We start from the raw sequence: 11,198 nt of genomic DNA, 5'->3' as shown, positions 1-11,198 counted from the left end.
CAGGTCGGGGTGCTGGGCGAGCAGGCTCTGCAGCTTGGCGGAGGCCACGTCGCCCTTCCAGTCGGTGGGCAGCTCGAAGACCTTGATCTTCGGGAACTTGGTCTTCATGCACTCGGCGAACGCCTCGGAGCGGTCACGGCCGTTGATCGAGTCCAGCGCGCCCTGCAGTTCGGCGACCTTGCCCTTGCCACCCAGCTGCTCACCGAGGAACTCGCACGCCTTGGTGCCGTACGCCCGGTTGTCGGCACGCACCACCATGTAGACGTCACCCTTGTCGGGGCGGGTGTCGACGCTGACCACGGGGATCTTCTTCGACGCGAGGGTGTCGAGGGTGGAGGCGATGGCGCCGGTGTCCTGCGGGGCCATGACGACGGCCTTGGCGCCCGTGTTCTGGAACACCTGCACGTTGGCGACCAGCTTGGTGACGTCGTTCTGCGAGTTGCTCAGCGGCAGCGCGTTGATGTCCTCGGACTTGACGTCCTTCTTCAGGTACTCGGCGTACGAGTTCCAGAAGTCCGAGTCGGAACGGGGCAGGTCGATCCCGATGGCGGGCTTGTCACCGCCCGAGTCGGCGGACCCGGAGGAGCTGTCGCGGTTGCACGCGGTGACGAGGGTGAGGGCTGCGAGTGCGCAGGCCGCTGCGGCGGCGGAGCGGATGCGAGCGAGCTTCATGGCCGGGTTCTCCTTAGCCAGGACAGGGAGGCCGCCCTCCGGGACAGGCACGCGAGGGCTGCCGGAGGGAAGGGGGTAGAGGTCAACCGGTGAACGAGCAGCGGAGTTTGAAGGGCCACTACCTCACTGCGGGCGGTGGAGCGATTCCTCCGATGTATCTCGGACGTCGAGGACGTTACGACGGCATTGCCCGGGCTGACAAGAGGTTTCCCGCAGCAATTCGGCAGTCTGTCCGGGTGGCACGGTCGGTGCTCCGGCTGAGACGAAGTCGTACATGACGGATCTATGAGCTGCGCAAAGCCTGTAGTCGGCCAAATACATCCGAGGAATACGTTGTCAGGGCGCCGAACTGCCCCTAAAGTCGCGGTGCGCCATTCCTCCGATGAATGAGCGAACGCATGGAAAGGGAGCTACCCCAGTGAAACTGCTACGCGTCGGCGCCCCGGGAGAGGAGCGGCCGGCCGTCCGTACCGACGACGGCAAGCTGCTGGATCTGTCCTCGGTGGCCTCCGACATCGACGGCGCCTTCCTCGCCTCCGGGGGAATCGACAGGGTCCGCGCGGCGATCGAGGCCGGCACCCTTCCCGGGCTCGACCTGGACGGCGTGCGCGTCGGGGCCCCCGTCGCCCGCCCGGGCAAGGTCATCTGCGTCGGGTTGAACTACCGGGACCACGCCGCCGAGACCGGCGCCGCGATCCCGCCCCGCCCCGTGGTCTTCATGAAAGATCCGAGCACGGTCGTCGGCCCGTACGACGAGGTGCTGGTCCCGCGCGGTTCGGTGAAGACGGACTGGGAGGTCGAGCTGGGGGTCGTCATCGGACGGCGGGCCCGCTATCTGGAGGGCCCCGAGGAGGCCGCCGGGGTGATCGCCGGGTACGTGGTCAGCCATGACGTCTCCGAGCGCGAGTTCCAGCTGGAGTACTCCTCGCAGTGGGACCTCGGCAAGTCCTGCGAGACCTTCAACCCGATGGGACCGTGGCTGGTGACCGCCGACGAGGTCGGCGATCCGCAGGGCCTCGGGCTGCGGCTGAGCGTCAACGGCGTCAAGCGCCAGGACGGCCACACCCGCGACATGATCTTCCCGGTCCACGAGATCGTGGCATACCTCAGCCGGTACATGGTTCTGGAGCCGGGCGACGTGATCAACACCGGTACGCCCGCGGGCGTGGCCCTGGGCCTGCCCGGCACCCCCTATCTCCGCTCCGGTGACACCGTCGAGCTGGAGATCGACGGGCTCGGGAGCCAGCGTCAGACCTTCGGCCAAGCGTGAAAGGCACCTCCGTGACTGCAACCTCCGCCCGGATCACCGCGGTCGACACCTACGACGTCCGCTTCCCCACCTCGCGGGAGCTGGACGGCTCGGACGCGATGAACCCCGACCCCGACTACTCCGCCGCCTACCTGGTGCTGCGCACCGACGCCGGCGACGGCCTCGAAGGCCACGGCTTCACCTTCACCATCGGACGCGGCAACGACGTCCAGGTCGCCGCCATCGGCGCCCTGCGGCCCCACCTCGTCGGCCGCTCGGTCGAGGAGCTGTGCGCGGACCCCGGCTCCGTCAACCGCGACCTGATCGGCGACAGCCAGCTGCGCTGGCTCGGCCCCGAGAAGGGCGTGATGCACATGGCGATCGGCGCCGTCGTCAACGCCGTGTGGGACCTGGCGGCCAAGCGCGCCGGGCAGCCCCTGTGGCGGCTGCTGGCCCACGCCGACCCCGAGTGGCTGGTCTCCCAGGTCGACTTCCGTTACATCGCCGACGCCCTCACCCCCGAGGAAGCCCTCCGGCTGCTGCGCGAGGGCCGCGCCGGGCTCGCCGAGCGCGAGACGGTGCTGCTGGAGCGCGGCTACCCCGGCTACACCACCTCACCGGGCTGGCTCGGCTACTCCGACGACAAGCTCACCCGGCTCGCCAAGCAGGCCGTCGCCGACGGCTTCACCCAGATCAAGCTGAAGGTCGGCGCCGACCTCGACGACGACATACGGCGGATGCGCACCGCCCGCGCCGCCGTCGGCGACGGCATCCGCATCGCCATCGACGCCAACCAGCGCTGGAACGTCGACGAGGCGATCGAGTGGACCCGGGCCCTCGCCGCCTTCGACCCGTACTGGATCGAGGAACCCACAAGCCCCGACGACATCCTCGGCCACGCGACCGTCCGCCGGGCGGTGACGCCGGTGAAGGTCGCCACCGGCGAACACGTCCAGAACCGCATCGTCTTCAAGCAGCTCCTCCAGGCCGAAGCCATCGACGTCCTCCAGATCGACGCCGCCCGCGTCGGCGGCGTCAACGAGAACCTCGCCATCCTGCTGCTCGCCGCGAAGTTCGGGGTGCCCGTCTGCCCGCACGCCGGCGGGGTCGGCCTGTGCGAACTGGTCCAGCACCTGTCGATGTTCGACTACCTCGCCCTGTCCGGCACCACCGAGAACCGGGTCATCGAGTACGTCGACCACCTCCACGAGCACTTCACCGCACCCGTGGTGATGCGCGAGGGCCACTACGCCGCCCCGCTGACCCCGGGTTTCTCCGCCACCATGCATGCCGAGTCGCTCGCCGAATACCGTTACCCGGACGGCACGTTCTGGGCCGCCGACCTCGCTGGACAGGAGGAAGTCGCATGACCGGGCAGTCAGGTGAGTCGACCGGGCAGACAAGTGAGTCGACCGGGCAGACAGGTGAGTTGACGGGGCTCCGCGCCATCGTCACCGGTGGCGCGTCCGGGATCGGGCTGGCCACCGCCAGGCTGCTGACCGCACGGGGCGCCCGGGTCGCGGTGCTCGACCTCGACCCCTCGGGGGCCTCGGCCCCGCTGCTCGCCCTCGAGACCGATGTCACCGACGACACCTCCGTACGGGCCGCCGTCACGGAGGCCGCCCAGCGGCTCGGCGGCATCGACATCCTCGTCAACAACGCCGGCATCGGCGCCGTCGGGACCGTCGAGGACAACCCGGACGAGCAGTGGCACCGCGTCCTGGACGTCAACGTCCTCGGCATGGTCCGCACCACCCGGGCCGCCCTGCCCCATCTGCGGCGCTCGGCACACGCGGCGGTCGTCAACACCTGCTCGATCGGCGCCACCGCGGGCCTCCCGCAGCGCGCCCTGTACTGCGCCAGCAAGGGCGCCGTCCTCTCCCTGACCCTGGCCATGGCCGCCGACCACGTCCGCGAGGGCATCCGCGTCAACTGCGTCAACCCCGGCACCGCCGACACCCCCTGGGTCGGCCGACTCCTCGACGCCGCCGACGACCCCGACGCGGAGCGTGCCGCCCTCAACGCCCGTCAGCCCCTGGGACGCCTGGTCACCGCCGACGAGGTCGCCGCCGCCATCGTCTACCTGGCGAGCCCCGCCGCCGCGTCCGTCACCGGCACCTCCCTCGCCGTCGACGGCGGAATGCAGGGCCTGCGGCTGCGCCCGGCGGGCTCATGAGGACCACGACCCTCGGCCGCACCGAGGTCCGCGTCACCGAGCTGGCCTACGGCGCCGCGGGCATCGGCAACCTCTTCCGCCCGGTGTCCGACGAGGCGGCCACCGCCGCGGTCGACGCGGCCTGGGACGCCGGGATCCGCACCTTCGACACCGCACCCCACTACGGTCTCGGCCTCTCCGAACGCCGCCTCGGCGCCGCTCTCCGCGACCGTCCCCGGGACGCGTACACGGTCTCCACCAAGGTCGGCCGACTGCTGGTGGAGAACGAGACCGCCGAGGGCGACGACCTGGGAAACGGCTTCGCGGTCCCGGCGACCCACCGCCGCGTCTGGGACTTCAGCGCCGACGGCGTCCTGCGCTCCCTGGAGGCCAGCCTGCGGCGGCTCGGCCTCGACCGGATCGACGTGGTCCTCCTCCACGACCCCGACGACCACGTCGAGCAGGCCCTGCGCGAGGCGTACCCGGCGCTGGAACGGCTGCGGGACGAAGGCGTCGTGGGCGCCATCGGCGTCGGTATGAACCAGTGCGCCGCTCCCACCCGCTTCCTGCGCGAGACCGACATCGACGTGGTGCTGCTGGCCGGCCGCTACACCCTCCTCGAACAGGAGGGCCTGGAGGAACTGCTGCCCGAGGCCACCGCCCGGGGACGCAGCGTGCTGATCGGTGGCGCCTTCAACTCCGGCCTGCTGATCGACCCGAAGCCGGAGGCCACGTACGACTACGCCCCCGTGCCGCGGCCCGTGCTCGACCGCGCCCTGCGCCTGAGGGCCGTCACCGAACGCCACGGCGTGCCGCTGCGCGCGGCGGCCCTGGCGTTCCCCTCCGCCCACCCGGCGGTCGCGGCCGTACTGACGGGCGCCCGCTCGGCGGAGGAGGTGCGGGACACGGTCGACCTGCACAGCCGTCCGATCCCGGCCGCCCTCTGGGACGAGCTGCGCGCCGAGGGGCTGCTGAGCCCGAACACCCCCGTCCCGCAGCCGAAGGAGCCGTCGTGAGGGTCGCCCTGCACACCAAGGTCCGCGCCGACCGCGTCGAGGAGTACGAGGCGGCCCACCGCGAGGTCCCCGGGGAACTGACCGCCGCCATCCGCGCCGCCGGGGTGAGCGAGTGGACGATCTGGCGCAGCGGCACCGACCTCTTCCACCTGCTGGAGGTCGAGGACTACCCGGCGATGATCGCCGAACTGGAGAAACTGCCGGTCAACATCGCCTGGCAGGCCCGCATGGCCGACCTCCTCGACGTCGTCCACGACTACTCGGCCGAGGGCTCCGACGCCGGGCTGCCCGTGGTGTGGGAGCTGTGACCGGCACGGACGACACCGACGCCTGGACCATCGACGCCCACCACCACGTCTGGGACCTCTCCGCCCGTGACCAGGACTGGATCACGGGTCCCGAACTGGCCCCGCTGCGCCGCGACTTCACGCTCCGCGAGCTGGAGTCCGCCGCGCGTGCCGCCGCCGTCACCGCCACGGTCCTGGTCCAGACGATCACCGTGCCCGAGGAGACCCCCGAGTTCCTGGCCCTCGCCGCCGGCAGCGACCTGGTCGCCGGCGTCGTCGGCTGGACCGACCTCACCTCTCCGGCCGTCGCCGACGCCCTGGCCGAACTGCGCGAAGGCCCCGGCGGGGAGTACCTGGTGGGGATCCGCCACCAGGTACAGGGCGAGGCCGACCCCCGCTGGCTGACCCGCCCGGACGTGCTGCGCGGCCTCGCAGCGGTCGCCGACGCGGGACTCGTCCACGACCTCGTGGTCCAGCCCCACCAGCTCCCGGCGGCCGTGGAGGCGGCCGCCCGCCTCCCCGCACTCACCTTCGTGCTCGACCACTTGGGCAAGCCGCCCATCGCCTCCGGTGAACTGGAGCCGTGGGCGGGGGAGATCCGCCGGCTGGCGGCCCTGCCGAACACCGTGTGCAAGCTCTCCGGCCTGGTCACGGAGGCCGACTGGCACTCCTGGCAGGTCGCGGACCTCGTCCCGTACGCCGACACCGTGCTGGACGCCTTCGGTCCCGAGCGGCTGATGTACGGCTCCGACTGGCCGGTCTGCCGACTCGCCTCCGACTACGCCGAAGTCCTGGACGTGGCGCACACGTTGATGTCCGGACTCGGCGAGGGCGAACACCGGGAGGTCTTCGCGGGCACCGCCGTCCGCGTCTACGGCCTGGGGATCTGAGGCTGAGGCAGGTACGACCCCGGCCCGGTGTCCGACCCCGCCAGGGCCGCCAACTCCTCCGGTGTGCGCGGACCGGCCTCCTCTTCGGCCAACAGCCCCTGCCCACGCAGGAGTCGGGCGACCGCGACCCCCCAGGGGAGCCGAAGTCCCGCCTGCTGGAGGAGGTCCGTGCGGGCGAGCATCTCGGCCACCGGGCCCGTGCGCGCGCCGGACGGGGTGAGCAGCGCCGCGTCGTCGGCCCAGCGCAGCGCGAGGTCGACGTCATGGGTGGCCATCACGACGGTGGTGCCGGACCGGCGCAGCTCGTCCAGTGTGGCGAGGAGCCGTTCCTGTCCGTCCGGGTCGAGTCCGGCGGTCGGCTCGTCGAGGATCAGGACCCGGGGCCGCATCGCGACCGCCCCGGCGATGGCGGTCCGCTTGCGCTGGCCGTAGGAGAGCAGATGGGTCGGCCGGTCGGCGAGGGCGGCGATACCGAGCGCGCCGAGCGCTTCGTCCACCCGGGCCCGCACCTGCGTGTCGGCCAGTCCGAGGTTCAGTGGTCCGAACGACACGTCCTGCGCGACGGACGCCGCGAAGAGCTGGTCGTCCGGGTCCTGGACGACCAGCTGGACCGTCGTCCGCAGCCGGGTGAGACCCTTGCGGTCGTATGTCACCGGCCGCCCCTCGACCGTCAACTCGCCCGTCCGGGGCCGCAGTCCGCCGCTGAGCAGCCGCATCAGCGTGGTCTTGCCGCTGCCGTTGCGGCCCAGCAGGGCGAGCGCGCGCCCCTCGCGCACCTCGAAGTCGAGGTCGCTGAGCACGGCCGGTCCGTCCTCGTACGCGAACGACGCGCCCCGCAGGGCGACGAGCACGGGCTCGCTCATGTCAGCGGCCTTTCCAGAACGAGGGTGAGGGCGGCCACGGCCGCGAGGAGCGCGACACTGGCCGTGACGAAGCGCGTGGAGACCCGGGCCTCGGGCACCAGGACGCGCAGGGTGCCGTCGTACCCGCGTCCGGCGAGCCCCGTCTGCAGCCGTGCCGCCCGGTCGAAGGCCCGTACGAACGCGGTGGCGCCGAGGCCGGCGAGGGAACGCCAGGCGGCGGCCCGGGTGGTGTGCCCCAGCCGGGCCGCCTGCGCCTCCCGGATCCGGCGCACGGAGTCCAGGAGGAGGAAGCTCATCCGGTACGTCACCAGCGCCACGTCCACGACCGGCGCGGGCACCCCGGCCCGGACCAGCCGGGGCAGCAGGTCCGACATCGGGGTGGTGAAGGCGAACAGGAGGACGCCGAGGGAGGCGGCCGAGGTACGCAGCAACAGCTCCCCGGCCCGGACCGCCCCGCCGTCCGCCGGGGCGACGAACCCGGTTGGCCCGCCCACCTGCACGAGCAGCGGCAGCGCGCCGGTCACGCAGAAGCCCAGCGGCACCCGGTAGGCCCGCCACAGCCGACGCCCGGGCACGCCCGCGGGGCCCAGCAGCACCACGAGCGCGGTCAGCAGGACCAGGGCCGCGCCCGGCCAGGGCGGCAGGGAGATCGCGAGCACGGTGAGGCCGAGCCCGAGCACGGCCTTGTCCACGGGATGGCGGCGGCGCCAGCGACTGCTGTGCGCCGCCGCGTCGATCGGCAGCACCCGGGTCAGCCCCGCCCGACGGGGGGCGTCCCGGAGCCACAGGGCGAGGCTTGGTCGTCGGTCGGGTCGGTCGGGTCGGTCGGGTCGGACGCGCCGGACGCTCCCTTCGACGCCGCCGCGGCTGCCGGGACACTCGCCGGCGGGGCGGACGCGCTCGCCGTGGGGGCCGCGAGCGTCGTGTCCACCGGCGTCGCCGGCTCCGTGCCGGTCACCCCGGCCGCGTCGATCCGGGCCCGGGCCCGGGCCTCGCCCTGGCGTCGGCCCCGGCGGATGCCGAAGTAGTAGGCGAGGACTCCCGCGCCGAGGGCGGCCTGGAGGGAGAAGAGCGCCGACTCGATCTCACCGGACGGCGGCTCGTACAGCGGGGAGAACCACGGCTCGTAGTCCGGCTCGATCTCTGTGATCGCCGTCTCCGCCTCGCCGTCGGCGCCCGCGAACGGCTCCTCCTTGTGGTCACCGAGGCCGAGGGCCAGCGGCAGGACGGCGAGCGCCACCACCACGAGCAGCAGCAGTGCGTTGATCTTCGTGTTCCGGTTCATCGGGCCACCGCCTCGGTCTCGGTCTCCGTCTCGGCCCCGGTGCGGCCCTGCCGGCCGGTCAGGAGCACGCCGAGCCGGGTGAGTTCGCCCTTGCTCGACTGCACCAGCAGACGCATCACCAGCACGGTGAGCAGACCCTCGCTGACCGCGAGCGGGATCTGGGTGACGGCGAAGATGGAGCCGAACTTGCCGAGCGCGCCCAGGAAGCTGCTGCTCGGGTCGGGGAAGGCGAGCGCCAACTGCACACTGGTGACGCAGTAGGTGACCAGGTCGGCGACGAACGCGCCGAAGAACACGGTGACCATCAGCGGCACGTCGAACCGCCGCAGCAGCCGGTAGATGCCGTACCCCGCCCAGGGGCCGGCGATCGCCATCGAGAAGACGTTGGCGCCGAGCGTGGTCAGACCGCCGTGTGCGAGCAGCAGGGCCTGGAAGAGCAGGGTGATGGTGCCGAGGACCGCCATGATCGGCGGCCGGAACAGGATGGCGCCGAGACCGGTGCCGGTGGGGTGGGAACAACTCCCGGTCACCGACGGCAGCTTCAGCGCGGACAGGACGAAGGTGAAGGCACCCGAGGCACCGAGCAACAGTGTGCTCTCCGGATGCTCCCTGACCTCACGGGTGAGTGCTCGTACTCCGTGGACGACGAACGGCGCGGACGCGACGCCCCAGGCGATCGCGTGCGCGGGAGGAAGGAAACCCTCGGCTATGTGCATGGCTCAGCAGACCCTCTCCAGCACCTCGTGGATGGTTGACGCGCCTTGGCCGGTCTCCTGGCTTACGGGTGACACCGCCCGTGCTCCGCCTTCCCGGGTCCGAAGACCCAGTGGCTGTCCGTGAGGACCGGAGCCGGACTTCCCGATTCACAGTGGCGAGGGCCGCACCGGCATCACACCGGATTTCCCGTTCACCAAGGCGTGGTGACAGTAATGCCCGGATAAGGATGCTGACAAGCGGAGTCGAGGGGCGCGCGGGCGCCGTGCGACAGCTCACACTCGGGCGCACACTCCGGCGCACGCCCCACGAGCCGCACGCACCATGGCTCCTGGTACCGACACGGCCCATCGCCGTCGTCAGCCTGGTGATCATGGTGGGGATCCGGAAGGTGTTCCGTGCGAGGCGCTCGGGCGGGCCTGTCCGTGGCGGTCGCCCTCATCATCGGCACGGTCGTACTCCTCGGCCTCGGCTACTGCCGAGAAGGCGCATCCGAACGGCACATTCTGGGACCGGGCCGCCGGGCTGGACCTCACCACCGTCGGCTACGTCGTCGTCGGCCTGAAGTGGTCGGCGGACTGACGATCACCCCCCCCACCACGAAAACACCCCTAGCGAGCGTGCAGCCCGTCCGCGAGGCGGCCGTGGCTGTGCCGCCACCCGGCCGGGACGCGCCGGGCGCCCACCAGATGGGGGTGACCGAAGGGGAGGTCGGCGTGCACGTGGGACGTCGACCGCACCGGCCACAGCCGTACGGCCAGCAGCGCCGCGCCCAGCGCGAGCGAACCCAGGGCGAGCACCGCCCAGTTCAGCCCGGCCGCCGCCCCCAGCCAGCCGGCCAGGGGATACGTCAGCAGCCAGCAGGCGTGCGAGAGGGAGAACTGCGCGGCGAACGCGGCCGTACGCTCCCCGGGCGTCACCGAGCGCCGGACGAGCCGCCCGGTGGGAGTGAGCACCGCCGAGCACGCGGCACCGAACGCGGCCCAGAGCACCAACAGCGCGGGCAGCCGCCAACTCCCGCCCTGCGCGCCCGTGACGGCCCCGAGTCCGGCGAAGACGACGGCCAGCGACAGCGCGCCCGGCAGCATCACGGCCCGGTCGGGCACCTTGGCCAGCACCCGGGGCAGCACCAGCGCCACGGCCATCGACCCCGCCCCGTACGCCCCGAGTGCCAGCGGTAGGGCGCCCGCCGACAGGCCCAGCACGTCGCGGACGTAGACGACGGAGTTCACCGTCACCATCGCCCCGGCCGCCGCGACCGCGAGGTTCAGGGCGAGCAGGGCCCGCAGCTCGGGCACGCCCAGGAGGAGGCGCGTACCGGCGGTCGCCCTGGCGTACGCGCCGCCGGCGGGCGGCGCGGTGACGGCGGCCCGCTCGGGCAGCACGGTCGAGACGACCAGCGCGGCCGAGGCCAGGAAACCGAGGACCGTGCCGGTGAACAGCCCGTCGTAGGTCGTCACGGACAACAGCGCGGCCGCGAGGGCGGGGGAGAAGAGGCTCTCCAGGTCGTACGCGAGCCGGGACATCGACAGGGCCCGTGTGTAGTCGCGTTCCTCGGGCAGCACATCGGGGATGACGGCCTGGAACGTGGGCGTGAACACGGCCGACGCGGACTGCAGCAGGAACACCAGGACGTACACCTGCCAGACCTCACCGACGAACGGCAGCGACACGGCGATCCCCGCGCGCACCAGGTCCGCCGTCACCATGAGGGCCCGGCGCGGCAGCCGGTCGGCGACCGCGCCGACGACCGGGGCGATCACCACGTACGCCACCATCTTGATCGCGAGAGCCGTCCCGAGGACGGCCCCGGCGTCGGCGCCCGCGAGGTCGTACGCCAACAGCCCGAGCGCGACGGTCGCCAGCCCGGTACCCACCAGGGCCACGACCTGGGCGACGAAGAGCCGCCGAAAGGCACGCTGACGCAGGACTGCAAACATAATCAGATGATAGCCATCATGTGCGCACCTGCGCACATGATGGCGGAGAGTGTGCCCCCGAAGGGGCGCGGGGAACTGCGCGACCGGCCCCCACGGACCCGCGGGCGAAAGACGGCCCCCACGGCCC

12 protein-coding genes and 1 riboswitch are annotated in these 11,198 nt (G+C 72.2%); of the genes, 6 read left to right on the top strand and 6 right to left on the bottom strand.

Annotated features, from left to right (window positions below; all coding sequences use genetic code 11):
• The coding region (locus P1P70_RS31725; protein WP_319243918.1) for a sugar ABC transporter substrate-binding protein at window positions 1-672 on the bottom strand (672 nt) is incomplete at its 3' end.
• A 418-nt stretch (window positions 673-1,090) separates the two neighbouring features.
• On the opposite strand from P1P70_RS31725, the gene P1P70_RS31720 reads away from it, so the two are divergent.
• From P1P70_RS31720 to P1P70_RS31695, 6 genes are read left to right on the top strand one after another with little or no spacing between them, the layout of a single operon-like run.
• Window positions 1,091-1,942, top strand: coding sequence for a fumarylacetoacetate hydrolase family protein (locus tag P1P70_RS31720; protein WP_319243916.1), 852 nt, complete (start codon window positions 1,091-1,093; stop codon window positions 1,940-1,942).
• An 11-nt stretch (window positions 1,943-1,953) separates the two neighbouring features.
• Window positions 1,954-3,291, top strand: coding sequence for an L-fuconate dehydratase (locus tag P1P70_RS31715; protein ID WP_319243914.1), 1,338 nt, complete (start codon window positions 1,954-1,956; stop codon window positions 3,289-3,291).
• Window positions 3,288-4,097 (top strand): SDR family oxidoreductase, encoded by an 810-nt coding sequence (locus P1P70_RS31710; protein ID WP_319243912.1) that lies wholly within the window; start codon window positions 3,288-3,290, stop codon window positions 4,095-4,097. Before P1P70_RS31715 ends, P1P70_RS31710 begins: the two co-directional genes overlap by 4 nt.
• The gene (locus tag P1P70_RS31705; RefSeq protein WP_319243910.1) at window positions 4,094-5,092 is read left to right on the top strand and encodes an aldo/keto reductase; all 999 of its coding nucleotides are present in this window, start codon (window positions 4,094-4,096) and stop codon (window positions 5,090-5,092) included. The genes P1P70_RS31710 and P1P70_RS31705 overlap by 4 nt, the downstream gene beginning before the upstream one ends.
• Window positions 5,089-5,400, top strand: coding sequence for an L-rhamnose mutarotase (locus P1P70_RS31700; RefSeq protein ID WP_319243908.1), 312 nt, complete (start codon window positions 5,089-5,091; stop codon window positions 5,398-5,400). The genes P1P70_RS31705 and P1P70_RS31700 overlap by 4 nt, the downstream gene beginning before the upstream one ends.
• Window positions 5,397-6,269, top strand: a complete 873-nt coding sequence (locus tag P1P70_RS31695; protein WP_319243906.1) for an amidohydrolase family protein — start codon at window positions 5,397-5,399, stop codon at window positions 6,267-6,269. Before P1P70_RS31700 ends, P1P70_RS31695 begins: the two co-directional genes overlap by 4 nt.
• Here P1P70_RS31695 and P1P70_RS31690 read toward each other — a convergent pair.
• The 5 genes from P1P70_RS31690 to P1P70_RS31670 form a co-directional block, all read right to left on the bottom strand.
• Window positions 6,251-7,132 carry an energy-coupling factor ABC transporter ATP-binding protein gene (locus P1P70_RS31690; RefSeq protein WP_319243904.1) on the bottom strand — a complete coding sequence of 294 codons (882 nt, stop codon included), beginning with the start codon at window positions 7,130-7,132 and terminating at the stop codon, window positions 6,251-6,253. The two genes, P1P70_RS31695 and P1P70_RS31690, sit on opposite strands and share 19 nt — an antisense overlap.
• The gene (gene cbiQ, locus P1P70_RS31685; RefSeq protein WP_319243902.1) at window positions 7,129-7,878 is read right to left on the bottom strand and encodes a cobalt ECF transporter T component CbiQ; all 750 of its coding nucleotides are present in this window, start codon (window positions 7,876-7,878) and stop codon (window positions 7,129-7,131) included. Before cbiQ ends, P1P70_RS31690 begins: the two co-directional genes overlap by 4 nt.
• A 5-nt stretch (window positions 7,879-7,883) precedes the next feature.
• Complete coding sequence (locus P1P70_RS31680; RefSeq protein ID WP_319243900.1) at window positions 7,884-8,417, bottom strand: energy-coupling factor ABC transporter substrate-binding protein; 534 nt, start codon at window positions 8,415-8,417, stop codon at window positions 7,884-7,886.
• A complete protein-coding gene (locus P1P70_RS31675; RefSeq protein ID WP_319243898.1) occupies window positions 8,414-9,133 on the bottom strand; it encodes an energy-coupling factor ABC transporter permease in 720 nt (239 codons plus the stop codon). The genes P1P70_RS31680 and P1P70_RS31675 overlap by 4 nt, the downstream gene beginning before the upstream one ends.
• Before the next feature lie 29 nt (window positions 9,134-9,162).
• A riboswitch (cobalamin riboswitch) is annotated at window positions 9,163-9,347 on the bottom strand.
• A 395-nt stretch (window positions 9,348-9,742) separates the two neighbouring features.
• Entirely contained in the window at window positions 9,743-11,071 is a 1,329-nt protein-coding gene (locus P1P70_RS31670) for an MFS transporter (protein ID WP_319243896.1), read from the bottom strand.
• Window positions 11,072-11,198: the final 127 nt, after the last annotated feature.

It is taken from the genome of Streptomyces sp. MB09-02B, from assembly GCF_033794485.1.
In the GTDB taxonomy this organism is placed as follows: domain Bacteria; phylum Actinomycetota; class Actinomycetes; order Streptomycetales; family Streptomycetaceae; genus Streptomyces.
This window is presented reverse-complemented; position numbering and strand designations above follow the sequence as displayed.

Coding starts and splice junctions, on each gene's coding strand:
- P1P70_RS31680 (WP_319243900.1), bottom strand. CDS start 8,417: ATGAACCGGAACACGAAGATCAACGCACTGCTGCTGCTCGTGGTGGTG.
- P1P70_RS31710 (WP_319243912.1), top strand. CDS start 3,288: ATGACCGGGCAGTCAGGTGAGTCGACCGGGCAGACAAGTGAGTCGACC.
- P1P70_RS31675 (WP_319243898.1), bottom strand. CDS start 9,133: ATGCACATAGCCGAGGGTTTCCTTCCTCCCGCGCACGCGATCGCCTGG.
- P1P70_RS31690 (WP_319243904.1), bottom strand. CDS start 7,132: ATGAGCGAGCCCGTGCTCGTCGCCCTGCGGGGCGCGTCGTTCGCGTAC.
- P1P70_RS31670 (WP_319243896.1), bottom strand. CDS start 11,071: ATGTTTGCAGTCCTGCGTCAGCGTGCCTTTCGGCGGCTCTTCGTCGCC.
- P1P70_RS31705 (WP_319243910.1), top strand. CDS start 4,094: ATGAGGACCACGACCCTCGGCCGCACCGAGGTCCGCGTCACCGAGCTG.